23 protein-coding genes and 1 tRNA gene are annotated in these 23,926 nt (G+C 40.7%); 15 read left to right on the forward strand and 9 right to left on the reverse strand.

Annotation, left to right across the window (positions count from 1 at the left end):
• The first annotated feature begins 57 nt into the window (after positions 1-57).
• The 5 genes from M2137_RS01695 to M2137_RS01715 all read left to right on the forward strand — a co-directional run bounded on the left by M2137_RS01695 (position 58) and on the right by M2137_RS01715 (position 4,100).
• On the forward strand, positions 58-1,203 hold the full coding sequence (locus M2137_RS01695; RefSeq protein WP_280764725.1) for an AI-2E family transporter: 1,146 nt from the start codon (positions 58-60) through the stop codon (positions 1,201-1,203).
• A 76-nt stretch (positions 1,204-1,279) separates the two neighbouring features.
• Positions 1,280-1,355: transfer RNA gene (locus M2137_RS01700), tRNA-Lys, on the forward strand.
• A 258-nt stretch (positions 1,356-1,613) separates the two neighbouring features.
• Positions 1,614-2,861, forward strand: coding sequence for a site-specific integrase (locus M2137_RS01705; RefSeq protein ID WP_280764726.1), 1,248 nt, complete (start codon positions 1,614-1,616; stop codon positions 2,859-2,861).
• Positions 2,861-3,232, forward strand: a complete 372-nt coding sequence (locus M2137_RS01710; RefSeq protein WP_280764727.1) for a protein-tyrosine kinase — start codon at positions 2,861-2,863, stop codon at positions 3,230-3,232. The genes M2137_RS01705 and M2137_RS01710 overlap by 1 nt, the downstream gene beginning before the upstream one ends.
• Positions 3,233-3,284: 52 nt before the next feature.
• Complete coding sequence (locus tag M2137_RS01715; protein WP_280764728.1) at positions 3,285-4,100, forward strand: KilA-N domain-containing protein; 816 nt, start codon at positions 3,285-3,287, stop codon at positions 4,098-4,100.
• Positions 4,101-4,350: 250 nt separating this feature from the next.
• Here the strand turns inward: M2137_RS01715 and M2137_RS01720 are convergent, their stop codons facing one another.
• Genes M2137_RS01720 through M2137_RS01730 form a run of 3 tightly spaced genes read right to left on the reverse strand, consistent with a single transcriptional unit; the run spans position 4,351 to position 5,277 of the window.
• Positions 4,351-4,647, reverse strand: a complete 297-nt coding sequence (locus M2137_RS01720) for a helix-turn-helix domain-containing protein (RefSeq protein WP_280764729.1) — start codon at positions 4,645-4,647, stop codon at positions 4,351-4,353.
• Positions 4,648-4,678: 31 nt separating this feature from the next.
• On the reverse strand, positions 4,679-4,969 hold the full coding sequence (locus tag M2137_RS01725; protein WP_280764730.1) for a hypothetical protein: 291 nt from the start codon (positions 4,967-4,969) through the stop codon (positions 4,679-4,681).
• Positions 4,966-5,277, reverse strand: a complete 312-nt coding sequence (locus M2137_RS01730; RefSeq protein ID WP_280764731.1) for a helix-turn-helix domain-containing protein — start codon at positions 5,275-5,277, stop codon at positions 4,966-4,968. Before M2137_RS01730 ends, M2137_RS01725 begins: the two co-directional genes overlap by 4 nt.
• A gap of 595 nt (positions 5,278-5,872) precedes the next feature.
• Between M2137_RS01730 and M2137_RS01735 the strand changes: the two genes are divergently transcribed.
• From M2137_RS01735 to M2137_RS01780, 10 genes are all read left to right on the forward strand, one after another.
• Positions 5,873-6,403, forward strand: a complete 531-nt coding sequence (locus M2137_RS01735) for a DUF3408 domain-containing protein (protein ID WP_280764732.1) — start codon at positions 5,873-5,875, stop codon at positions 6,401-6,403.
• A gap of 217 nt (positions 6,404-6,620) precedes the next feature.
• Complete coding sequence (locus tag M2137_RS01740; RefSeq protein ID WP_280746444.1) at positions 6,621-7,016, forward strand: hypothetical protein; 396 nt, start codon at positions 6,621-6,623, stop codon at positions 7,014-7,016.
• Complete coding sequence (locus M2137_RS01745) at positions 6,982-7,935, forward strand: relaxase/mobilization nuclease domain-containing protein (protein WP_280764733.1); 954 nt, start codon at positions 6,982-6,984, stop codon at positions 7,933-7,935. Before M2137_RS01740 ends, M2137_RS01745 begins: the two co-directional genes overlap by 35 nt.
• Positions 7,936-7,971: 36 nt before the next feature.
• Complete coding sequence (locus M2137_RS01750) at positions 7,972-8,460, forward strand: hypothetical protein (protein WP_280764734.1); 489 nt, start codon at positions 7,972-7,974, stop codon at positions 8,458-8,460.
• A gap of 430 nt (positions 8,461-8,890) precedes the next feature.
• Entirely contained in the window at positions 8,891-10,489 is a 1,599-nt protein-coding gene (locus tag M2137_RS01755; protein ID WP_280764735.1) for a CFI-box-CTERM domain-containing protein, read from the forward strand.
• Positions 10,486-11,427 (forward strand): type VII secretion EssA family protein, encoded by a 942-nt coding sequence (locus tag M2137_RS01760; protein WP_280764736.1) that lies wholly within the window; start codon positions 10,486-10,488, stop codon positions 11,425-11,427. Before M2137_RS01755 ends, M2137_RS01760 begins: the two co-directional genes overlap by 4 nt.
• A gap of 18 nt (positions 11,428-11,445) precedes the next feature.
• Positions 11,446-13,956, forward strand: a complete 2,511-nt coding sequence (locus M2137_RS01765) for an Hsp70 family protein (protein WP_280764737.1) — start codon at positions 11,446-11,448, stop codon at positions 13,954-13,956.
• 98 nt (positions 13,957-14,054) lie between these two features.
• A complete protein-coding gene (locus M2137_RS01770) occupies positions 14,055-14,630 on the forward strand; it encodes a hypothetical protein (protein WP_280764738.1) in 576 nt (191 codons plus the stop codon).
• The gene (locus tag M2137_RS01775; protein ID WP_280764739.1) at positions 14,631-16,391 is read left to right on the forward strand and encodes an AAA family ATPase; all 1,761 of its coding nucleotides are present in this window, start codon (positions 14,631-14,633) and stop codon (positions 16,389-16,391) included.
• Positions 16,392-16,397: 6 nt separating this feature from the next.
• A complete protein-coding gene (locus M2137_RS01780; protein ID WP_280764740.1) occupies positions 16,398-16,937 on the forward strand; it encodes a hypothetical protein in 540 nt (179 codons plus the stop codon).
• Positions 16,938-17,332: 395 nt separating this feature from the next.
• Here the strand turns inward: M2137_RS01780 and M2137_RS01785 are convergent, their stop codons facing one another.
• The 6 genes from M2137_RS01785 to M2137_RS01810 form a co-directional block, all read right to left on the reverse strand.
• Positions 17,333-18,085, reverse strand: coding sequence for a LytTR family DNA-binding domain-containing protein (locus M2137_RS01785; RefSeq protein ID WP_280764741.1), 753 nt, complete (start codon positions 18,083-18,085; stop codon positions 17,333-17,335).
• Positions 18,086-18,087: 2 nt separating this feature from the next.
• Complete coding sequence (locus M2137_RS01790) at positions 18,088-19,212, reverse strand: histidine kinase (RefSeq protein WP_280764742.1); 1,125 nt, start codon at positions 19,210-19,212, stop codon at positions 18,088-18,090.
• Between the two features lie 33 nt (positions 19,213-19,245).
• On the reverse strand, positions 19,246-20,466 hold the full coding sequence (locus M2137_RS01795; protein WP_280764743.1) for an ABC transporter permease: 1,221 nt from the start codon (positions 20,464-20,466) through the stop codon (positions 19,246-19,248).
• Positions 20,467-20,499: 33 nt separating this feature from the next.
• Positions 20,500-21,255 carry an ABC transporter ATP-binding protein gene (locus tag M2137_RS01800; RefSeq protein ID WP_280764744.1) on the reverse strand — a complete coding sequence of 252 codons (756 nt, stop codon included), beginning with the start codon at positions 21,253-21,255 and terminating at the stop codon, positions 20,500-20,502.
• A 119-nt stretch (positions 21,256-21,374) separates the two neighbouring features.
• Positions 21,375-22,562, reverse strand: coding sequence for an efflux RND transporter periplasmic adaptor subunit (locus M2137_RS01805; RefSeq protein ID WP_280764745.1), 1,188 nt, complete (start codon positions 22,560-22,562; stop codon positions 21,375-21,377).
• Positions 22,563-22,577: 15 nt separating this feature from the next.
• On the reverse strand, positions 22,578-23,891 hold the full coding sequence (locus tag M2137_RS01810; RefSeq protein WP_280764746.1) for a TolC family protein: 1,314 nt from the start codon (positions 23,889-23,891) through the stop codon (positions 22,578-22,580).
• Positions 23,892-23,926 lie beyond the last annotated feature (35 nt).

Genomic DNA, 23,926 nt, shown 5'->3' on the forward strand with positions numbered 1-23,926 from the left:
TTATTTTATCTTTGCTAAAAAAGATAGGTATAACAGCAAAGATAATGAAATAAAAAAATGAATCCGATATTCGACAAACCTTATACCTTCGACCGGGTGATACGCATTATTTTCAGCCTCATCATTATCGGTTGTATTATTTATCTTTTGACTGTGTTGAAAAATGCCCTGTTGCCTTTTCTCGTGGCCTGGCTCTTTGCCTATCTGTTGCAACCTATCGTGAAGTTCATCCAATATAAGCTCCGCTTTAAGAGCCGGATATTGTCGATCGCCACGGTATTGATCCTGGCCATTGGCCTGCTGGCTCTATTGACGGTATTGGTCATCCCTTCCATTGCACAAGAGACAGAGAAAACATTGGATCTTTTCCGTAACTATAACCTGCAGGGGCGAACCATTCCTTTTATTCCGGAGGCGTGGCTGCAATACCTGCAGGAGCATATCAATATCGATGAATGGGTGAGCCTGTTGAGCCGCGACAACATACTGAATGCGATCAAACAGTTGGCACCCAAACTCTGGTACCTGCTTTCCAATACCTTCTCCGTCTTGTTTAGCATCACGATTATTTTTGTGATACTGCTTTATTTTATCTTCATTTTGTTGGACTATGAGAAGATTGCCAATAGCTGGCGACTGTTGGTGCCCGAAAAGTACCGTCCGTTTGTGGAAGGATTGGCAGATGATGTAGAACATAGCATGAACCGTTATTTTCGGGGACAGTCCTTAGTGGCGCTTTGCGTAGGTGTTTTGTTGGCCATCGGATTCCGGATCATCAACTTCCCCTTAGGGGTGACATTAGGGCTCTTTATCGGTCTGCTCAATCTAATCCCCTACCTGCAAACGATCGGCATTATTCCTATGATACTACTCAGCCTTCTCCGGTCGGCCGAGACCGGACAAAACTTTTGGCTTATTTTCGGCCTCGCTCTATTGGTGTTAGGCATTGTGCAGGTGATACAGGATCTGTTTCTTGTGCCGAAGATTATGGGACAGGCGATGGGACTCAATCCGGCATTCATCCTCCTCTCCCTCTCGATCTGGGGCACCTTACTGGGTTTTATCGGGCTTATTGTCGCCCTACCACTCACCACTTTATGCCTCTCTTACTACCGGCGATTCATCCTAATGGAGGGAGAAGAATACGCCAAAATAGTCACCCCCGAACCGGACAACGAGCCGGAAATTGAAAAAACAGAATAAAAAACAGCCTGAAAATTTGCGAATAAAAAAAATACTCCTACCTTTGCACCCGCGTTCACAATAGAACGCATCCGGAGATTTGCTAGCTCAGCAGGTAGAGCACATCCCTTTTAAGGATGGGGTCCTGGGTTCGAACCCCAGGCAAATCACCAGGCGGATCACAAGAGAAGCCAAAGAAAAAAGCAAATCAACGTAAATCCCTGATTCCCACACGGAATTAGGGATTTTCTTTTTTGTACGGGTTGCAGAAAAAAGCGAGAAAAAGCAAACTAATAGTGTCCAAATCGTGGGACTTTTTAGTTTTCAGAAAAGTCCCACGATTTAGGTTTTATTTCACTGAATTACAACGTTTTGCGTAGCGTGTTTTTGAAGGGTATAAAATAACTTTGTATCATTAAAAACGACGAAAAATGAGAAGAAAAACGTTCAGTGTTTTGTTCTTCATCAAGAAGAGCAAACTATTAAAAAACGGAGAAGCACCCATTCGTTTAAGAATCACAGTAGAAGGCAGGACGTGTGATGTGCAAATTAAGCGCAGTGTACCCGTAGCACAATGGAATCAAGCCAAAGAATGCGTCAAAGGTAGTGGTCGCATGGTAGAAGAATTGAATAACTACATATCTTCTATTCGGGTAAGACTTTACCAAATACACCGTGAGTTGGAAGAAAGCGGGAAGAAAATTACCGCAGACCGAATTAAGGACATCTATAATGGCAATGACGAGTCGAAGAAAACACTACTCCAACTCTTCGAGGAGCATAATAGCCAATGCCGTCAACTGATAGGAAAAGACTTTGTAGCCAAGACCGTACAACGCTATGAAACCACAGCCAAGTATGTGAGGGAGTTTTTGGAGAAGAAATATAAAACATCCGACATCTACCTTAGCGAAGTTACCCCTGCCTTTATTCAAGACTTTGAAGTATTCCTCAAAGTAGAAAAAGGTTGCGCCCAGAACGCAGCTACCACAAGGTTGAAGAATATAAAGAAGATGTATCGTATAGCTTTGGAGAATGATTGGGTTAGGAAAAGCCCATTTACCTCTATCAAGTTCAAACGAGAGGCTACACACCCCGAGTTCCTTACAATGGAGGAAATACAAGCAATCGCAGCCAAAGAAATCACGATAAAGAGAGTTGAACAGGTAAGGGATGTCTTTCTGTTTTGCTGTTTCAGCGGGCTATCATTCAGCGATGTACAGCAGCTTTCAAGAGAGCATCTCATAAAAGACCAAGAGGGAAAAACATGGATACGCAAAACGCGGCAGAAAACAAACAATATGTGTAATATTCCATTACTTCCCATAGCATTACAGCTAATAGAAAAGTATAATACTCATCCTGAATGTGCTGAGAGCGGATTGTTATTCCCAGTTCCCAGCAATCAGAAGTATAATAGCTACCTCAAAGAAGTGGCTGATATATGCGGAATTACAAAGCCAATCTCGTCACATGTCGCGAGGCATTCCTATGCAACCTCAGTGTGCTTGGCTAATGGGGTAAGTATGGAAAATGTCGCTAAAATGCTTGGTCACTCCGACACAAAGATGACACAGCACTATGCACGAGTACTGGATAGTTCTATCATGAAGGACATGGAAGGAGTAGAAAAGCTATTATCTACCAACAAAGCATTAACACTCAAAATTACAGGCTAATGGAAACCGGAATTATAAAGATAGATACCGCAGGAGTACAGATTACTCCTGTGGATGGCGAAGTGTGGATGACCCAACATCAAATTGCTGATCTCTTCGAATGCTTCGTTGCCAAAGTGAACAGTAATATCCGCTCAATACTTAAAAGTGGCGTATTGTGGGAATCGGATGTTTGCCGAATCTACCATTATAATAATGGCAATTTCGTGGAGCAATATAATATGGAAATGATTACTGCTCTTTCGTTCCGTATTAAGTCAAGGAATGCGGAGATGTTTCGGAAATATATAATTGAGAAATCTGTTAGAACCGAGAAAAAAGCAAGGCTTATACTTTCATTAGATATAGTGGATATCAATAATTTAAACTAAATTTGTAGAACTATATTGTGGCGAATGAGACACAATGAAAAATAGCAATATAATGGCGAAGAATAATTTAGATGTACAGGGCAATCAGGTTAAGATGTTGTATATCAATAATGCAGATTACATATCTATTACCGACATTGCAAAAATACGTAATCCGATAGAACCAAAGGATGTAGTAAAGAACTGGATGCGTAGTAAAAACACGCTAATGTTCTTGGGCTTATGGGAGAAATTAAACAACCCGACCTTTAAGGGGGTCGAATTCGACCCCCTTATGTACGAAGCCGGCACAAATGCTTTCACGATGAGTCCTACACGCTGGGTTGAATTGACGAATGCGATAGGAATTGTAACCAAAAACGGAGCTAAAGGTGGAACTTATGCACACAGGGATATCGCTTTTGAGTTCGCGTCATGGGTTAATACAGAATTTAAGTTATATCTAATTACTGAGTTTCAGCGCCTCAAAGAACATGAACAGCAACAACTTGGTTGGTCTGTTAAACGGGAACTATCAAAAATCAACTACCATATCCATACCGATGCAGTAAAGCACAATCTTATACCGGAGGAACTTACCGCTCAGCAAATATCAATTGTGTATGCCAGCGAAGCGGATGTGCTTAATATGGCGCTTTTCGGTATTACAGCTAAGCAGTGGCGTGATGCAAATCCGGACAGAAAAGGTAATATCCGTGACTATGCCACTATCAATGAACTTATTTGTTTATCAAACATGGAGAACATAAATGCCGTTTTGATAAACGAGCAAGTTCCACAATCTGACCGTTTACTAAAGCTCAACCAGATAGCTATCCAACAGATGCGGGTATTACATGAAGTAGACAATCGCAAATTATTGAAATAATTATAATTCATATAACCGGCGGCAGACTTTTCATATTGGAAGTCTGCCGTTTTTCATTATCCTTTTTCATCTGAACACAAAGAAAAAAGAAGGGAATAAAACGCCAACCTCTTTGCCCTTTGGGTTTTCTTTGGAAATCTCCACCTTTTAGGTCGTATTTCCTTGAAAAAGGTTGTCTGATTTATTCTCCTTCTATTAAGAAGTGTTTATCAGTCGAAAAAGGAAAAATATTCGGTCGGGTGTAGTATTACTACCTGAACTTGTCCCGATAACCATCTTCCAGCAACTTCTCAACATCTGAGGAACGATAGAGTATCTTCCCTCCTAACTTGATGTATGGGATGCGTCCCTCGTTGCGGTAGTCCTGTAAACTCCTCCGGCTGATTTTTAACTTCTTCGACAACTCCTCGTCCGTGTAAAAGCTCTCTCCGCTGAGGGTTGGTTTCCGGGAGGAAAACATACGCTCTAAAGCCAATGAAATCCTATCCATTGAAAGAAAAAATGATTTCACCCTTTCGCTCTTTTCCGTGATCAACTCACTACTCATAATTTGCTCCTTTCTTTTATGGTTTATTATTCTAATCCTTCATATAGCTTCCCCAACCGGTGATATACAAACCGTAGGGATGCTCTTCCGATGTCATTTCGCAGGGCTTCATGCCTATATTAGCGAAACAGCCGCTTTCGTCCGAGTCTATATCGTACAAAGAGAAACTTCCCCGTTCCGATTCCTTATCGTAACTGTATGCCAACAGATAGTAGTTTCCGTCATACGCCCGGAGAATATAAACGTCAGGATTGCCGTTTACACTTATCCATGCCCCTTGCCATGAAGAAAGAATGTTGCTGTATGGTTGTTCTTCTTTCATAGCCGTTTCCCTTTATATTTAGCCTGCTTGTGTTTCTCTTCTATCAGCGGGAGCATCTTCTGTACGTCTTCGGGCTTATAGTAGATTTTATGGCTGATTTGGGTATATGCCAGTGTTCCGTTATCCCGGAGCGTTTGAAGTGTCCGCTTCGAAATGTTCAGCAGTCGGCACACGTCCTGATTATCCAGCCATTCTTTCATATCACTGTTCCCATGCAATCGGCAGAGGTATTCCATCCGGCTCGCAAAGCTTTCAAACTTCGAGAGCATTTTCTCAAAAGTTTCCGCATCAATGTTTACAATATCCATAACTTTATATTTTAAAATTTCTATTCATTTTGCTTCAAAAGTAAGCCGCTTGCTTTACTCACACCAAAGAATAAATCTGTTTGCAGTTACCGACTATATTTTGCGTATCGTCTTTCTCTTCGGACGGTGCTATTGGCACTTTCTCGCCACGAAGTAAAACAGAATAGTTCGCTTCTCAATGGATTCTGAATCAGGTGGCAGCATGTGGCACCGATTTGGTATGGGTTTGGCTTCGAAGCCCTGTAATTCTTCTTGTAATTTCTTACTTTAAACACGAAGGAAAACATAAAAATTCATTCCCCAATGACTCTACAAGCTTGTGCGTACTTCTGTCCGGGATTGTCTTCAAACTTTCTATAATCCGCATAGTTTATATTCAGAAATCGGGGTATTTTGCCGGCATACTACTGTCAAGTTGGAAAATCGGTGCAATCTGCACCGGTTACAAGGCAAGCAAAGTAGAAAGTTGTTGCAAACCATTTCATGAACCCCCCCTTCGTTCAGGCTACTGATTAATAGTTGTTTATTTGCTGCCGATAATCGGTTTTCCATAATAGGGAGAGCCATACTATTAATTCTTTAAACACAGTATGCTATGAGTAGTAAACAAACAGAGAGCCGTAAAGGCAAGGTTCAAATTCCCGATGATTTTTTACCGACTTCGGGATTTGTCAAAACAAGAGTAACAAGTTCGGAAAATGATGACTTGGAAGCGGAATTTCAAAAGGCGGTTGAAAGAGAAGTTGCCGGCAATGATACCGACATCGATGAAACTATCCAAGCAAACGAAACGGACGATACTCGGGATAGTTTGCAAACCCAAGAGACCGAATCGGAAGAACCAACTGGATCAAAAGAAATACCAATCCCAGCAGTAACTCCCAAGCGCACTACGTCCAAACAACGGAAAGAATTGTTAGAAGACTATCGGAATACATTTCTATCTATTCCAAAGCTTGAAGATCGCAAGCCCGTTTTTATCAGTCGGGAGGTTCGGGACAAAATAGATGAGATAGTCCACCGATTAGGTGGTAGAGGGCGAAGCGTGTCGGGCTTTATAGAAAATCTTGCACGGCATCATTTAGACATCTATCAAGAAGATGTGGAGCAATGGAAGAAGCTGTAACATTTAGCTTCTGCCAATTAATGGGTAAGCCTGCCTACATTTTACGGCTTACTTTTCTAAAAGGAACATTTTATGTTCGTTTTAGAGGAGCGAGGTTATGTTTTCATTGCATGAAAACCCTCGCTTTGGCTTACCCGCCAAAGGAAAAACCGCTCCCGATGGTCGCAGTTTTTAGGGCACAGCCCCTTTTGTACAAGACAAGCAAAAGTAGAAGAAATTGAATACTGACAATTCAAATACTAACAGGAAGAAAGGCGGACGCCCCAAAGCAAGTGCTGTCAGCCGGAAAAGCAAAACCATTGGAGTTTGCTTCTCCGAGCCAGAGCTCTATGCCATCCGGCATCGGGCATCCAAAGCTAAGCTTCCTGTTAGTGTTTATTGTCATGATGCGATTTTGAACGGTGTAATCAAAGAACCGTTGAAGAAAGAAGAGTTAGAGTTGCTTCGCAATCTTTCTAATATGGGAAATAACTTGAACCAACTAACGAAAACCGCCAAATTCCTTAGTTCGAAACGACTGGAAAACGAAGGTTTACTCCTACTAAATGCTATTCAAACTATCATAAATAAACTGTCTGATGATTGGAAAAATAGTAAAAGGAAGAAGCTTTAAGGGGTGTATATCCTATGTACTAAGTGATAAGGAAGCTAAGATATTGGCAACAAAAGGCGTATTGGAAACAGATACAAAATCCATTATTAACAGCTTTTATATGCAAAGTATGCTTAATCCCAAGTTGTCTAAATGTGTCGGGCATATCCCGCTGGCATTTTCGCCCGATGATAAGGAACGGATGACAGAGCACTTTATGGAACGATTAGCCAAGGAATATATGAAAGCGATGGGCATAGAGAATACACAGTACCTTATCGTTCGGCACAACAATACGAGCCATCCGCACTGTCATATCGTATTCAACCGGGTGGATAATGATGGCAATACTATATCAGACAAGAACGACCGCTACCGGAACGAAAAGGTCTGCAAACAGCTAAAGGATAAGTATAACCTCACTTACGGACGTGGCAAAGAGAATGTCAATGTCGAAAAGCTAAAGGGAGCAGAGCAGACCAGATATGAAATCTATCATGCGATTAAAGCAATTCTTCCTAAAGCCCAAAACTGGAAGCTGTTTGAAGAAGCCCTCAAACAGCAGGGAATATCCATAGAGTACAAACATAAGGGGCAGACAGATGAAGTACAGGGCATATCATTTAAGAAAGGAGAGCATTCATTCAAGGGTTCGGATGTGGATAGAAAGTTCAGCTATGGCAAGCTAAACATATTATTAGATGAAAGTAACCCTATCCAGAAGCAACAACAGGAACAGCAACAAGCAACCACCTCGATAGAAACAGGCAATAGTGTATCGGAAAATATCCTATCTGGTGTGGGTAATGCGCTGTCAACCGTTAGTGGTTTATTCGATATTCAACCCTCCTATCAGGATGAAAATGAAGCGGAATACTTGCGTCAGCAAGCATTAAAAAAGAAAAAAAAGCCCGAAAATCGTAGGGGTATAAGAAGATAAAACGAGAAAATAACAATAAAAAAAGCAGAAAAGAATATGAGTAAATCAGTATCAAACGATGCTTTGTGGGAAAAGCTATCGGAAATAGAAGAAACAATAAAACGGTACTTAAAGGAACAAAAGGAATCTGTTCCAAAACAGGAACAAGCCGATGTAACGTCTCAGTTAAGGGAAAATAAAGATGAAATCGTCAAAAAAATAGAGAAATATATTCAAGGACTTGGTAGTCATTGTGATTCTCATTTCAAGTCCATTTATACGAATCTCGGGCAATTGGATGAACATACTCATGGAATATATGAGATACTGTCCAATATGTGGGGGATAATGCGCGAGCCGGAAGAACAGACAAAGACAGATGATAAGTTATACTTAAATTTTAAGTTCTTCAAGCTTAGGAAATCGTCTTTGGTGATTGCTATACTTGGTTTGCTGGTGTTTATCCTCACGCTGTTTTGTATGAAACAGCAGAATGATTATATGCTCTTACTAAATGAGTCCTACACACAAAACATTCTCAAATAAGAAACGTATTAAAAATTTAAGTTTGACTAAGAAGTTAAAAATATGGTGTCCTTGGCTGCGGTGTATTAGTGGTGTTTGCACGAGGTGTAAAAAAACTTCAACGAACAATAACGGCATAAAGATGTTATTAGAACAATACAAATTTATAAGTCTATTGAGAGTCTTTCGAAAAGATTATATATATTTGTTGCAAAGCGTTTTGAGCATAAGTTTTATGGAATGAATGTTGTCGTATATGGCAGTCCTTCTAAATATAAAATGATCAAATCCGAAGCGTTCCAAGAAGTGACAATGTGAATATATTGCGCTATGAAGTGTTTTTTTTGTTGTTTATATAGTGCTTGTGGATTGGTTTTTTCCAATTCCGCGTGAAAAGTGAAGGCTCACGTTCTTTTTTTACAAACGTTAGATAATAAGTTAAAATTGTATTATGCAAATAGTTATAAATAACCCGTATCGAATTGTCGGGATTCTCGCAAATAGTGTAGAGAAAGACATTTTGAAACAGAAAGCTAAAATCAAACGGTTTAGTGAGGTAGGAAAAGAGATTGCTTCTGAATACGATTTTTCGTTTCTACCTGCACTAAATAGGAGCAAAGACATTATCGACAAAGCCTTTTCTGACATCGAACAGAATCAAGATAAAGTAGCATATTCTCTATTTTGGTTTACCAACTTGAATTCGATCGACAATACTGCTATCCAGCATCTTATTAGTGGAAATAAAGAGAAGGCACTTGAAATTTGGGAAAAGTTGACTGAGGGAAAGGAAGTCAACGCTAAAAATGTATCTGCTTTCAATAATCTTGGGACTCTCTATTTGTTGAATGAATCAAAGGAGAAACAGAAACAAGGCATTAGTGCTAAAATTAAATTGATTGAATCAGATAGTTTTAAAAACTTCGTCCATGCGGTCGCCGATGAAACATATACCATTGATACAAACAAACAAACTGAAAAATTCATCGACGATTTACTGTTGCAATACAAAAGTAAGTATCAGGCTGCTGACACAATAGATTTATTCTGTAACTGTAATGGTATGACGCAAAAGTATCTTTCTAAAAAATTCACAGAAGAACCTATCCATAAAATAGAGACTCAAATCGAACAAGCAAAGAGTAAGCGAATTAAAGACAAGTGCAATGCCCTCCAATATGGTACAGATTTACACAAAAATACACAAAAAGAATTGACTCTGTTAAATTCTATATTGGGAGTAACTAATCTTCAATACAAAATGCTTGTCGACAATGTCGCAAAAGAAATATTACAATGCTCCATTGACTATTTTAACGAAAGCCAAGAACAGAAAAAAAACAACGATTATTTGGGTGAAGCTATGAGGCTGGCAAAATTAGCGGATGAGATTGCGATTAACAAAATCACAAAGGATCGTATAAAAGACAGTATTAATACGCTAGAAGAAATGAAAGACCGAGAACTTTCTCAAGCGATTGAATTCTTAAAGTCAGTGAAAAACGCTTACGAAACTAACAAAGCTAAAATAAATAGAGATGTTATGCTCATGCCTTTAGGCTATAATCAAACTATCAATTGGTCTAAAGTTAATGAAATGATAGAGAAATCTATTGATTGGAATAAAGTCGTAGAATTAGTAAAAGAGATAATACCATTACAAAATATTGAAAGAATCAAACTATCAGAAAAGCATGCTAAATTAACTGAATTTAAATTGTTAGTTGATTTTTTGTTTAAGAAATTGAATTACTCCCAAAAGAATAGTGTGAATTATTTACGCTATTGGCAATCATCAAATACGACTTCACCAAGTAGCGGATGCTATATTGCAACAATGGCTTATGGTAATTATGACCACCCACAAGTGATGGAGTTAAGAGAGTTTCGAGATAATATATTAAGCAAAAACTTTGTTGGGAAGTTGTTTGTAAGAGTCTATTATAGGTATTCACCTATGCTTGTTGAAAAATTGCAGGATAGACCTAAAATAAACAAATCAATTAGACATATATTAGATAAATTTATATTATTAATTAACAGAAAATGAGAATACTACTATTGGTAATTGCCATTTTTGGCATGACAAACTTGTCTGCACAATCTCAAATAGACAGTTTGTTGACGGAAGAAATATCAATAATTAAAAATACTATTGATAGTCAGAAACAAGAAATATCCGTGTTGCAACAAAAATTAAATACTCAACAGATTATTGTCAATCAACAAAAAAATGCTTTGGATATATTGATTTCTAAAACAGGAGATCAACAAAAACAGATTGATAGTTTGAAGCTGGAAACAAAAAATAGTGCTCTAACCATCCAATCCATTGCGAATGAATTAGGTGCTAAAATTCAAGAAACTGAAGTAACAGCAAAAGATGGAATTTCAAAGCTGGACAGAGATGTAACCCTAAATCGCCTTTATTGGGTTATAGGCACTTTATTTATCTTACTGTTATGTGGAATGTTATATTTACTGTTAGGCAAACGTATTCAAACCAGTAAAACTGATGTGGAAACGCAAATTAGAAATACTAAAAAATCTTTGGAAGAAGAAAGTGTCAAGTTAGATAGCAAACTAGTAGAAGTCTTGGAAACACAGCTAAAATTGCAGCAAGGAGAAAAACAAATTGCATTCACAAACTTGAGCAATGAAATCGATCACTCATTAGCACTGAAAGTTGCAGATGAAATCGTAAGAATGCAAAAAAATATATCAAAAATGGATGATGATACTAAAGGTTTAAAACCACTTATAAAAGGAATTGAAAGAATACAAGCGAATTTCGCATCTAATGGTTATGAGATGGTTAATCTCTTAAATAAGGACTATGATGAGAGAATGAGCATTGATGTTATTAACTTTATAACTGATGATAATCTGCCTGATGGAAGAAAAGTTATTACAGCAGTTATTAAGCCACAGGTAAATTATAATGGAGTTCTTATCCAAAGAGCGCAAGTAGATGTTTCACAAAATTAAAAAATATACGAGAATAATATGGCAAGAACAAAGATAGATTACGGGATTGACTTAGGGACAACTAACTCAGCTATTTCTAGAATAGAAAATGGAGAAGCAAAAATTATTAAAATAAATGGTCAGGACGATACGATGCCATCTTGTATCGCTTATAATAAGAAAGGTGTTTTGGTAGGAAAGAAAGCCTTTGCTGCTTATCGAAGTGAGCAGGAAGCAAGACTATCAAAAGATATTGCTCCAAACGCATTCATAGAATTCAAGCGAACGATGGGAACGGACAAAAAATATTTTAGTTCCAACTTCGAAAGAAATTTTAGTTCGGAAGAATTATCTGCAGAAGTTCTAAAAACATTAAAATCATTTGTTACTGATGAAGCTGTAAACGCAATTGTTATTACTGTTCCTGCTGCATTCAAAAATAATCAGATTGATGCGACAAGAAGAGCCGCGATATTAGCAGGATTTGAACATGCAGAGGTTTTACAAGAACCTGTTGCTGCTGCTATGGCTTATGGCGTAGATAGTAAGAAGAAAGATGGCTTTTGGTTGGTTTTTGATTTTGGAGGAGGTACATTTGATGCAGCTCTGCTCAAAGTAGAAGACGGTATTATGAAGGTGGCCGATACGGAAGGCGATAATTATCTAGGGGGTAAAAACTTAGATTTAGCCGTCGTTGATGAAATTTTGATTCCGCATATTCAGAAAAACTTCTCAATTGAGAATATATTGGAAGATGATGATACAAAAGCGAAATATAAAGATGCATTAAAACCGTATGCCGAAGAACTGAAGAATGAGCTTTCATTTAGAAACAGCTACGATTTGTACAAAGAAGATCGATGTGGAATAGATGATGATGGAGAAGAAATCGAAATCGATTTAACCGTAACACAAGAAGAATTAGAAAAGGTATTATCTCCTGTTTTTCAGAAAGCGATTGATATTTCCAAAAAATTATTGAAAAGAAATAACTTAAGAGGATCTTCTTTAGATTCATTGATATTGGTTGGAGGTCCGACTTTCTCACCTATTGTCAGAAAAATGTTGGAACAACAAATTACCAAACCCGATACAAGCATTGATCCAATGACAGTTGTATCTAAAGGAGCTGCATTATATGCTTCTACAGTTGAAATTTCGGAGAAAATCAAAGAACAAACAAGAGATAAATCTAAGTTGCAAATTGAAATTGGTCATGAAGCTTCCACTGTAGAATTAGAAGAATTTGTTACATTGAAGATTTTAATCGACAAAACTGAAGGAGCAATTCCTGAAAAAGTCTTTGCCGAAATCACAAGAAATGACAAAGCTTGGTCAAGTGGAAAAGTTGAAATCAACAAAATAGGGGAGGTTATTGAGACACAACTAGTAGAAGGAAAGACTAATGGGTTTGAAGTCACATTATACGATGACAAAGGAAATATTTTGGAGAGCGAGCCAAAAGAATTCACTGTGATTCAAGGTTCTAAAATTGGTAGTGCAACATTGCCTTATAGCTATGGTATTGAAATTAAATCCAAAGGAAACAGCAGAATTGTTTTTAGCGAAGTGTCTGGATTAGAGAAAAATAAATCACTACCTTCTGTCGGAACAAAAAATGGATTGAAAACACAAAAACAAATTCGCCCCGGAATGGAGTCGGATTTCATCAAAATTCCTTTATATCAAGGTGAGCATGGAGCAGATGGGACAAGAGCTATTTACAACGAACATGTTTATGATATTATTATAAGTGGTGCAGACTTGCCCGCATTGTTGCCTGAAAATAGTGATGTGGATCTGACTATCAATATTGATAATTCTCAAAGAGTTTCTATTCAAGCATACTTTCCATATTTGGACCACACTGCTGAAATAGAAGTACCAACAGACACAGTGCAATCCGTAGAAACGAATTGGCTTGCCAATGAAATTCGTAAAGCTAAAGGAAGCATAGAAGAATTGAAAGAGGATGGAAGCCAGGGAGAAAGAATTCAGAAAATAGAAGCCGAAATCAAGGAGTTAGAAAAACGGTTTGAAAATAGCAGAAATGATGTTGACGGAAAACAAGAAGTTTTGGCGAATCTAAGGAAAACACTTAAAGCTATTGATGAATTAAGCGAAACTACCGAATGGCCAAAATTGGAAGAAGAACTGAAAGAAGAATTTTACCGATTAGAAAAGGCTAATAAGGATTTAGGGAATGATCGTTCTACTCAAATCGTAAACCAATTGCGAAACCAACTTGAAGAGATATTAAAATCGCAAGATATTAAATTAGGCAAAGTATTAGCGGAAGAAATACATACTGTATTCTTTCAACTGACTATGGTTTATCAACTGATTGGATTTATCAGACATCACAATCAGAATTTTAGTTTTTATCATTGGATAGACAGTCATAGGGCAAGACAATTATTAAATGAAGGTTTGCAGCAAATCGGAGAAAACCCTAATGTTGAGGACTTGCGTCCTATAGTAATAGGCCTAATTAATTTATTGCCAAATGATGAAAGGCCAAGCGGAGATGACTCAGTTTTAGTTGGTTAATTTAAAAAGTTATGAGAATAAAATTAATTATTTCTTTTTTTATGGTGCTTACGTTCGCGTTTTCTTCTTGCGAGTCGGCAGAAGAAAAAACGAAACGTATGGCCAGGAAAGAAGCTCAAAGAATTGAGCTTGAGGAAAAACGAAAAAGCGAAGAAGCCGTACGTGCATATAAATTAGAACAAGAACAAATCAAACGAGAAGAGCGGCTAGAACAAGAACGTCAAGAAAAAGATATTTATGACAAGTATATCAATAACTCTTTAAGCACAGGATCAACACCTTATTCCTATTGTTATGGCAAAAACAAATCATGTTCTGAATATGGCTGTTCCCAAATCAAAGTTACAACTCCATATAATTCTGATGTTTTAGTAACCATCAAAAGAAACGATATAGTCGTAAGACACGCTTATATTAAAGCCGGAAGTTCTTATACGTTCGAGATACCCGACGGAACATATCAACCTTTCTTTTATTATGGTAAAGGTTGGAATCCTGAAAAAGTGATGAAACAAACCTCTTCTGGAACACTTAAAGGAGGGTTTATTTCGAATGAATCCTTTGGGAAAGATAGTCCACAAAGGTTATCAAATGAAATTCTTGAATACAGATTGATACTTCAACATAACGGCAACTTCAGTACACAACCAAGCAATGTTAATGACGCACTTTAGATGAATAATTCAAATCAAATATTAAATAAAAGTCAAATTATTGACGATAAATACTCAGTTAGTTTCTTTCTGAAAAAAGGGAGTTATGCGGAATCATATCGTGTTCAGAATGAGTCAAAAGAGACAAAATATTTAAAATTATTTGATTACAGCAAACTACATCGAACACAGTTTGCTGATAACGGGAATATTCTGGAAATCGAAATTCTGAAGCAAATCAAGCATCCTAATATAGTTAAGTATAATGATAATGGGAATGCCATTGTCAATAATCAGAAGTTAGCTTATGTTGTACTTGACTTTGTAAGTGGGGAAACTTTAGCCGAAAAAATGAAGCGTGAAGATACACTTAATCCATATGAGGCAAAAGATATTATTCTAAGCACATTAAACGGCTTGAACTATCTACACAACAAACAAATCGTCCATAACGACATTACCATTCAAAATATAATGTTGGATTTATCAGGTAAAGTTCCAATCTCCAAAATCATAGACTTTGGTTATGCACGTTTTTTACAGCAATCTAACAAAGAGTTTTTAAAAGATGGTCTGAACCCTTTTTACACAGCGAACGAAACCTTCAATAAAGTTTTTTCTTTTCAGAGCGATATATACTCTGTAGGAGCATTGTATTATCATTTGCTTACTGGATTGCCTCCGTATTTTGTTGAAATATCTAAATACAAATCCGACAAAATAGCATTGGAAGAAGCAGTTTTAGAGGAGCGGAGAAAACCTTTGAAGTTTTCAGAAAAGATAAATGAACAGACACAGAATATCATTCTAAAGGCACTGCATCCAAAGACAGAACATCGCTTTAAATCGACAAAAGAATTTATACAGGCATTAAACGGGGAGTTAGAAGTTGAACGTTCTATGCTTGATGATAAGGCAACTCGAATACAGCCGAAGGAGAAAAAGAAGGGGAAAGGTTTTTCTGCTATTGCTGGAATGCAAGACTTGAAAGATCAATTACAATTAGATGTAATTGATGCGTTGCATAACCCAGAAGAGTATGCCAAGTATGGAGTAACCATTCCGAATGGAATGTTATTATATGGTCCTCCAGGATGTGGGAAAACATTCTTTGCAAAACATTTCGCCGAAGAAGTAGGATTTAACTTTATGCTTGTTAAGTCAGGTACATTAAAAAGTCGCTTTGTAAATGCTACTGAAGAAAATATATCTAAAATGTTTCATGATGCAGAAGAAAATGCTCCTACAATAATATTTATCGATGAAATAAGTGGACTGTTTCCAAGCAGAGATAGCGAAGCGCATGAGATGTCTAAAAATGCGGTGGAAGCTATGCTTACGGAAATGGATCGAACAGGAGAAAGAGGTATATTTGTTTTGTGTGCAACAAACTATCCGGATAGAATTGATGCGGCACTATTACGATCAGGCCGTTTAGACAAAAAGTATTATCTATCTCCTCCCGACTATGAAGCACGAAGAGCTATGTTTGAAATGTACTTGCAAAATCGCCATTTAGATTTCGGAATTGACTACGATAAAATAGCAAGTGCAACAAAAAATTATGTTTCTTCTGATATAAAATTAATTGTTGACGAAGCTTCAAGGATTGCTTTGAAAACAAAGTCAAGGATTTCGATGAGAATTATTGAAGATGTTATAAATAAGACAAAGCCATCTGTTTCTTCCTGTGAAATAGAGAAATATCAAATCATGCATGCTAAGCTGAGTGGAGAATACAAAGAAAGAAATAACGAACGACCAAGAATTGGTTTTAAATAATTGATTATGAGACAATTTGACATTAATGATCTTTTGCTAAAGACTGCCTTCTCATGTATGGCATGTGATGGCAGTATTGATGAACAAGAGTTAACTCTTTTAAAGAAGTTACACAATGAGGAAAAACTCTTTGGAGAAATTGAACTAAGCAATGCATTAGATGAGTTACTTCAATGCATAAATGAAAATAGTCAAAAATTTCTTCATGACTATTTTGTAGAGTTAGATGTTTGCGGATTGTCAGAAGTAGATGAGTTGAAGATAATTGAAGTGGCTATAGACACAATAAGAGCCGATGAAAAAATTGAGTATAGCGAAATAAAGTTCTTTAAGATTATTAGAAGCAAACTGCGTATAGATAATGACTCTATACTTGCAATTCATCCCGATTATGAAGAATTCTTAGCACAGGATATAAAAAATGACAGCTATTCGCAAAGACTTCAAAACGATTATATGAGCACTATTACTTTGCCTATATTTACCGATATTGATTTCGTATCAATACAGAAGGATATTAATCAGGGAGACGAACAACCTCGCTAAAACAAGGGGGAGCAATTTTTGAAGAGAATCGGTGTCATCTCTATAAATTTGTATTCCAGATTGAGTGAAAGAGGTTTCTTTACATCTTCAATCTCCCATATTTAACGCAGCGAGCTTAAATATCAAAATATTTTCTTACCTTTGTATTATCCTTTTAGCACCAAGCACAGTGCTGTAAAACGGTGAAAACCTCTCGTGGGTAGATCGTGGGACTAAGATGATGCTGATTCTATAACGTATTGATATACTGGCTGGTTTTGCAAGGTTCAGAACCCCAGGCAAATCACCAGGCGGATCACGAGAGAAGCCAAGAAATTGAAGAAATTCAACGTAAATCCCTGATTCCCATGCGGAGTCGGGGATTTCTTTTTTTATTTACATTTTGGGGATCAGCGCTACATCTTGGAGATCAGTGAGCGTTGGGTTAGGAATTCGTAGAATTTATCCTTGTAGCTGTCGGAGATGGGGATGTATTCTTTGCCGAATACAATGCGGTTGCGTTCGATCACTTTGATCTTCTCGGGCTGAACAATAAAGGAACGATGTACACGGATGAAGCGGCTGGCCGGGAGCATCTCTTCCATTGCCTTCATGCTGATCAGTGATAGGATAGGGCGGGCTTCGTCTTCGATGTATATTTTCACATAATCCTTCAACCCTTCGATATACAGGATCTTACGAAGCTCTACCTGAATCAGCTTGTATTCCGTTTTGATAAAGATGCTTTCGGGCTCCTCCGGAGCGGGGGCGTTGTCCGTTTTTGCCCTATCCACCGGCTCTTTCCGTACCATTTCATACCATTGCAAGGCCTTATGGGCGGCTGTCAGGAAGTCGGTATAAGCGATCGGCTTCAAGAGATAGTCGAGGGCGCTGACCTTATAACCGTCGAGCGCATATTGATTGAACGCGGTGGTGAAGATAATGCGCGTATCGGTCGTCAATATGCGTGAGAACTCCAATCCGCTCAACTCCGGCATCTGAATATCGAGGAAGAGCAAATCGACCGGTTCGTTGGTCAATAGGTCGATTGCTTGCAAAGCGCTGTTGAACTTGGCTTTCAATTCCAGGAAAGGAGTCTTGTTGACATAGCTCTCCAACAGGCTGACAGCCAGGGGCTCGTCGTCGATGATGCAACAGGTCAGTTTCATGGCTAATTCCTGTGTAAGGTAATAGATAGGTAAGCGCGGTAGTTATCACCCTCTTTCCCGTAGGTAAAGGTATGACTATGTGGATAAAGCAACGTCAGGCGCTTCCGGAGATTCGACAGACCGATACCCGAGCCGCTTTTGTCTTTATCGGTCTCTTTGGGATAATAGCTGTTGATAATCGTGCAGGTGATCTCGTCGCCCACCTGATGAATGTTAATACCAATGAACGATGGATGGCTGTTGCTTACCCCATGCTTAAAGGCATTCTCGACCAGGGAGATAAACAATAGAGGTGCGATCTTGGCCTGTGGTGTATCGGCTTCGATAAAAGTTTTCACCTCCACATGTTCAGGCAAACGGATACGCATCAATTCCACATAATTGTGAACAAAAGCGAGTTCACTCTCCAAAGCGACAAACGGTTGACTGCTGTCATACATCACATAGCGTAACAGACGGCTCAGTTCGTGTACCGATTCCTGTGCTTTTTCCGGGCTGAAAGCGATCTGGCTATAGATATTATTGAGTGTATTGAACAGAAAATGCGGATTGAGCTGGCTTTTCAGGTTTTGCAACTCGGCCTGCGTACGGTTCTGTTCCAATTCTTTGCGGGCAGCTTCCACCCGATACCAACTACGGGTCACCTGAAACAATGTCCCCAACATAGCGGTAAACACAAAACGGGTCATATTCCCAAACAACATACGCATATTCCAGAAACCCTGCTCCACCCTGTTGCGCGGAGGAGGAGGAATACGCTCTGCCTGCATCGCGTCAATCGAATGAGGAAGCATCTCCATCGCCAGGTGCATCAGGAGCGAAACGACTGTTATCAGTAGGAGGTTGTACAACAGAAACCCCCAGATTTTCTTCTTGAACAGGAAATGCTCTACCAAAAACGAATAGTTGGCGTAGAACACCACCATCATAGCCACCAGGCCTATGGTAAACCGCAGGTAGGTGTCCCAGGAGATGGTCTGGTGCGTCCGGGTGGAGATCATGACAAAGGGGAAACTGAAGAATATCGCCCAGACAAGCACATGAATAAGCCAACTATGGCGCAACAGGAACAATGACCCGGTGCGTTCCGATGGTATAGGAGTATCTATATGAGGTGTTTTTTCCATGCTGTAAATGTAGTAATTTAATGGGAATCTTATCTACTCATATCGAATTGCCTCGATCGGATCCAATTGGGCAGCCTTCTGTGCCGGATACCATCCGAAGAACACGCCGGTGAACGTACAGACGGCAAAAGAGAGGAAGATGGTCCATGCCTGGATAGAAACAGGGAAGTGGACAAGGATATTGACCATAAAGGCCGCTCCGACGCCGAATAATACCCCGATGATACCACCAGTCACACTAATCAGGATCGATTCGATCAGGAATTGCGCCAGGATGTCGCGTCCTTTCGCTCCGATACTCATGCGAAGACCGATCTCGCGGGTTCGCTCCGTGACCGAAACATACATGATATTCATAATACCGATACCTCCCACCAGGAGGGAAATACCTGCCACTGCCGCCAGTAAGACTGTCATCAGATCCGTTGTCGTCGTCATCATCTTGCTCATCTCTTCCATCGAACGGATGGTAAAATCATCTTCATCTGTCTCTCGTAGCTTGTGGTTGCGGCGAAGTATTTCCGTAATCTCATCGATCGCCTGGTCGGTATATTCTTCTTTGATCGCCGAAGCATTGATTCCCTGGATATGGGTAATGGCCAGAACTCTTTTCTGAATGGTTGTATATGGAGCTAAGATTAGGTCGTCCTGGTCCATTCCCATACTGTTATATCCTTTACTTTTTAATACCCCGACAATACGGAGTGGAATTTTATTGAAGCGGATCACTTTGCCCACCGGGTTCTCGCCGTTGGTAAACAATTCGTCGACCACCGTTTTCCCGACGACACATACCTTCGCGGCGGTGGCAATGTCCTGCGACGTAAACATATCGCCATCTTCCACCTCGTAGCGGCGGATGTCGAGGTAGGCCTCGTTTACGCCATATACGGTGGTCGGTTTGTTGTTGGCGCCGAATATCAGTTGCCCGCTGCTGTTTACCGTAGGCGACACGGCCGACAGGTAGCGTGTTTCGTTCACGATACTTTCAAAATCGGTCAATTTCAATGTCTCCATCGAAGAGGCGCTCTGGCGCACACCACCCCGCATATCGCCGCCAGGCTGGATCATGATCATATTCGATCCCATCTCGCTGATCTGCGATTGGATACTCTTTTTCGATCCTTGTCCGATGGCCAGCATGGTGATCACCGAGGCTACGCCAATGATAATCCCCAGCATGGTGAGGAATCCGCGCATCTTATTGTTTGCCAAGGCACGGAGGGCTATTTTCAGTAAGTTTGTACCGTTCACGTCTATCAATTATTAATTATTAATTGCCAACTATCAATTGTCAATTTCAACCGGTAGTTTGGCTAATACTTCTGCGGCCGACTGGATATGTTCGTTCTGCGTATCGCTGACAACGCGTCCGTCTTTCAACTGGATATTGCGGCTGCTGTAATGGGCTATTTCCGGATTATGGGTTACGAAGATGATTGTTCTTCCTTCGGCATGGAGGCGCTGGAAAAGCACCAGGATATCGTAGCTGGTGCGTGTGTCTAAGTTTCCGGTTGCTTCGTCGGCCAGGATCACTGCCGGGTCGTTCACCAAAGCGCGGGCAATGGCTACGCGTTGCATCTGTCCGCCCGACATCTGATTGCTTTTGTGTTGCAACCGATCACCCAGCCCAACGGCTTTGAGCGATTCGATCGCTTTCTCCTTACGTGCTGCGGCGTTGAAAGAGGGGTTATACATCAACGGAAGTTCTACATTCTCCACCGCGGTTGTCTTAGCCAATAGGTTATAGCTTTGGAATACAAAGCCGATCTTCCGGTTGCGCAATGTGGCCCGGTCGTTCTTGCCCATCGTACGTACCGAGATACCATCTAAGAAATACTCCCCTGCCGTTGGCGTGTCTAAGCAGCCTAAGGTATTCAAGAGTGTACTCTTTCCCGAACCGGAGGTCCCCATGATCGTTACAAATTCCCCTTCATGGATCGTGAACGACACGTCGCGCAAGGCGTGAACCGTCTCTTCTCCCACCTGGAAATCCCGTTTTATATTTTCAAGGCGTATTACTGCCCCTTTCTCTTTATTCATAATTGTTTCTTTTTATACAACCTCTCTACCACCGCAAGCGGCGGGCCTCCTCTCCTGACCAGGAGAGGAGCCGGATAGCATAGATCAATTATCCATTATTCATTATCAATTCTCCCCCTTTATCTTCTCCCCGGAGGCCCCGGTATAAAAGGACTTCGTTCAACCGCTTCGGCTGCCGCTATCTCTCCGTTGGAGATCAATCCGGCTACCACTTCATCACCATCCGAAAGTCCTTCTATAACCTCTGCCTTGTTTCCCCCGTTGGCTCCTATGGTGACCAGCTTAGGCACCAGGGTATTTCCCTGCAGCTGCCAGACCACCTTTTTCCCGACGGCAGGCTCCAACGAGAGATCAGCCACACTTATTTTCATCTTCGCCAGCTCTTCTTCGTCGGGGATAAAACGGAGCGCTTTGCTCGGGATCGTCAATACATTTTCCCGTTCCATCGTATATATCGTCACATTGGCGGTCAGTCCCGGTTTCAGCTTCAGGTCGGGATTGTACGCGCTGATCACCACTTCGTAGGTAACCACATTAGAGGTAGTCGTCGCCTCCAGTCTGACCTGCGTTACCTTCCCTTCGAACACATCCTCCGGGTAGGCATCTACCTCGAAGCGCACGTTCTGTCCCTCTTCCACCTGGCCTATATCCGCCTCGTCCACATCGGCGATCACCCGCATCTGGGTCAGGTCGTTGGCGATCGTAAACAGGGTAGGGGTACTGAATCCGGCCGCTACCGTTTGTCCTTCTTCCACCGCGCGGTTGATCACCACGCCGTCGATCGGGCTGGTAATGCGGGCGTAGGAGAGGTTACGGCGTACTTTAGTCATTTCCGACTGGGTGCGTTCGTAGCTGCTTTTTGCCTTTTCGTAATTGTAGGTAGCCGTTTCATACTCCGTGTCGCTGATCAGCTGCTTGTCATAAAGCACCTTTGAGCGGGCAAAGTTCTTTTCCTGATACTCATACTCGGTCTTGCTGCTGGCAAGCTCCGCCTCTTTCGAGACCATTTCGGCCTGCAGGTTCACCTTGTCCATTTCGGCTAAGAGTTCCCCTTTTTTCACTTCGCTGTTGTAGTCGACGTGGATGTAATCGATGATACCCGACACCTGTGTTCCTACCTCTACTTTCACCACCGGTTCCACGGTCCCGGTTGCCGTGACCGAATTAGTGATAGAGATGCGACTGGCTTTTGCTGTCTCCAACTGCATGGCTTTGCCGGCGGATTTCCCCTTTATCAGCGGAACAGAGCAAACGGCCAGCGCAATCACTATCACACCTACGAGTATTGTTTTTTTATTCTTCTTCATGATGCTATCGTTGTATTAATTTATATCGATGGGTTGTTTTTGGTAGATATTCAACAGCTGAATGCTCATAACAGCCATATACTTCGTCTGAAGGAGCTCCTGCTGTGCTGCGAGTAGATTATTCTTTTCCGTCAGCATCTCCACCGTATTCTTCATGCCAAGGAAGAATTGCTGCTCGGTCAGGTTGTAGCTCTCCTTCACATAGTTGAGCCGCTCGGCCGCCGAAATATACTGGCTTTGAGCCGAGGTGGCATCGAGATAGACGCCCTCCACTTCGCGCAACAAGGCTTTCTGGGTGTTTAATAGTTCCAGTTGACTGGTGGACAGGGAGTAGCGCGCCTTGTTGACGGCTGTTTTATTCTCGCGGTTACTGTAAATGGGGATATTGATAGAGAGACCGATGTTTTCATTCAGGCGGTTCCATACCTGGTTGCCAAAAGATGCGTCAGAACCCGAAAGGTGGCCGGTACCCACACCTGCGTTCAGGGAGATGGTAGGCCAATAGCCACCTTTCGCTTTTTTAATCTCAAGTTCTGACTGATCTATAGCCAACACACTATTCCTGACCTCCGGCATCACTGCCAAAGAAGTGTTGTAGACACTCTCTTTATCAGGCAAGATCTTTAATACTTCGTTATCGGAAAGAGTCAATTCAACCAATTGCATATCATCCAGGATATCCAGTTCGAGCAATTGTTTGAGTTGCATCTTATAGTTCTCCAGGTTGTTTTGAGAGACGACCAATTGATACTTATCCGTACTGAACTGGCTCTCCATCTGGGCAAAGTCGACAGGCGAGATGGATCCCGCCCGCAGCAGCTCCTCGGCTCTGTCGCGTTGTGCCTCCGATACCAATACGGTGTTCTCATTGACACGTACTGATTCCATGGCATACATCACCTGCAAATAAGTCTGGACAATAGAGATACGGATGTCATCTTCACTTTGTTCAATCGCCAACACATTCATTTCATCCTGTATCTCCTGTTGTTTGATCGCGTTGGAACGTTTCCCCGCGTCAAACAATGTCCAATTGGCACTCACATTGTAGCTACCGCTGTAGCTGTTGTTTGTCTGTACATCACTGGAAGGGTAGTTAGTGAACCCCTGGCTTACCGAAGCGGACAGCGACGGAAACAAACGCGCCTTTGCCTGCTCGGTATCCTCCGTGCCCGACAACTGGGCGATCTTTGTCTTCCGGATCTGAATGTTATGCTCGAGCGCATAATCCAAACAATCCTGTAAGCTCCATAATCTTCCTTCCGATTGGGCAAAAGCCCCGAATGGGGCAAGTAAAAGTATGCCCAATACAATCATAACCTGTTTCATCTTTTTGCCTTATTAATAGCGAACTAAAAACCGAA

It is taken from the genome of Parabacteroides sp. PFB2-10 (genome assembly GCF_029893085.1).
Classification (GTDB): Bacteria; Bacteroidota; Bacteroidia; order Bacteroidales; family Tannerellaceae; genus QVMG01.

Bases quoted from the DNA above. Each gene is read 5' to 3' on its own strand.
- M2137_RS01695 (WP_280764725.1), top strand. From the start codon at position 58: ATGAATCCGATATTCGACAAACCTTATACCTTCGACCGGGTGATACGC.
- M2137_RS01705 (WP_280764726.1), top strand. From the start codon at position 1,614: ATGAGAAGAAAAACGTTCAGTGTTTTGTTCTTCATCAAGAAGAGCAAA.
- M2137_RS01710 (WP_280764727.1), top strand. From the start codon at position 2,861: ATGGAAACCGGAATTATAAAGATAGATACCGCAGGAGTACAGATTACT.
- M2137_RS01715 (WP_280764728.1), top strand. From the start codon at position 3,285: ATGGCGAAGAATAATTTAGATGTACAGGGCAATCAGGTTAAGATGTTG.
- M2137_RS01720 (WP_280764729.1), bottom strand. From the start codon at position 4,647: ATGAGTAGTGAGTTGATCACGGAAAAGAGCGAAAGGGTGAAATCATTT.
- M2137_RS01725 (WP_280764730.1), bottom strand. From the start codon at position 4,969: ATGAAAGAAGAACAACCATACAGCAACATTCTTTCTTCATGGCAAGGG.
- M2137_RS01730 (WP_280764731.1), bottom strand. From the start codon at position 5,277: ATGGATATTGTAAACATTGATGCGGAAACTTTTGAGAAAATGCTCTCG.
- M2137_RS01735 (WP_280764732.1), top strand. From the start codon at position 5,873: ATGAGTAGTAAACAAACAGAGAGCCGTAAAGGCAAGGTTCAAATTCCC.
- M2137_RS01745 (WP_280764733.1), top strand. From the start codon at position 6,982: ATGATTGGAAAAATAGTAAAAGGAAGAAGCTTTAAGGGGTGTATATCC.
- M2137_RS01750 (WP_280764734.1), top strand. From the start codon at position 7,972: ATGAGTAAATCAGTATCAAACGATGCTTTGTGGGAAAAGCTATCGGAA.
- M2137_RS01755 (WP_280764735.1), top strand. From the start codon at position 8,891: ATGCAAATAGTTATAAATAACCCGTATCGAATTGTCGGGATTCTCGCA.
- M2137_RS01760 (WP_280764736.1), top strand. From the start codon at position 10,486: ATGAGAATACTACTATTGGTAATTGCCATTTTTGGCATGACAAACTTG.
- M2137_RS01765 (WP_280764737.1), top strand. From the start codon at position 11,446: ATGGCAAGAACAAAGATAGATTACGGGATTGACTTAGGGACAACTAAC.
- M2137_RS01770 (WP_280764738.1), top strand. From the start codon at position 14,055: ATGGCCAGGAAAGAAGCTCAAAGAATTGAGCTTGAGGAAAAACGAAAA.
- M2137_RS01775 (WP_280764739.1), top strand. From the start codon at position 14,631: ATGAATAATTCAAATCAAATATTAAATAAAAGTCAAATTATTGACGAT.
- M2137_RS01780 (WP_280764740.1), top strand. From the start codon at position 16,398: ATGAGACAATTTGACATTAATGATCTTTTGCTAAAGACTGCCTTCTCA.
- M2137_RS01785 (WP_280764741.1), bottom strand. From the start codon at position 18,085: ATGAAACTGACCTGTTGCATCATCGACGACGAGCCCCTGGCTGTCAGC.
- M2137_RS01790 (WP_280764742.1), bottom strand. From the start codon at position 19,212: ATGGAAAAAACACCTCATATAGATACTCCTATACCATCGGAACGCACC.
- M2137_RS01800 (WP_280764744.1), bottom strand. From the start codon at position 21,255: ATGAATAAAGAGAAAGGGGCAGTAATACGCCTTGAAAATATAAAACGG.
- M2137_RS01805 (WP_280764745.1), bottom strand. From the start codon at position 22,562: ATGAAGAAGAATAAAAAAACAATACTCGTAGGTGTGATAGTGATTGCG.
- M2137_RS01810 (WP_280764746.1), bottom strand. From the start codon at position 23,891: ATGAAACAGGTTATGATTGTATTGGGCATACTTTTACTTGCCCCATTC.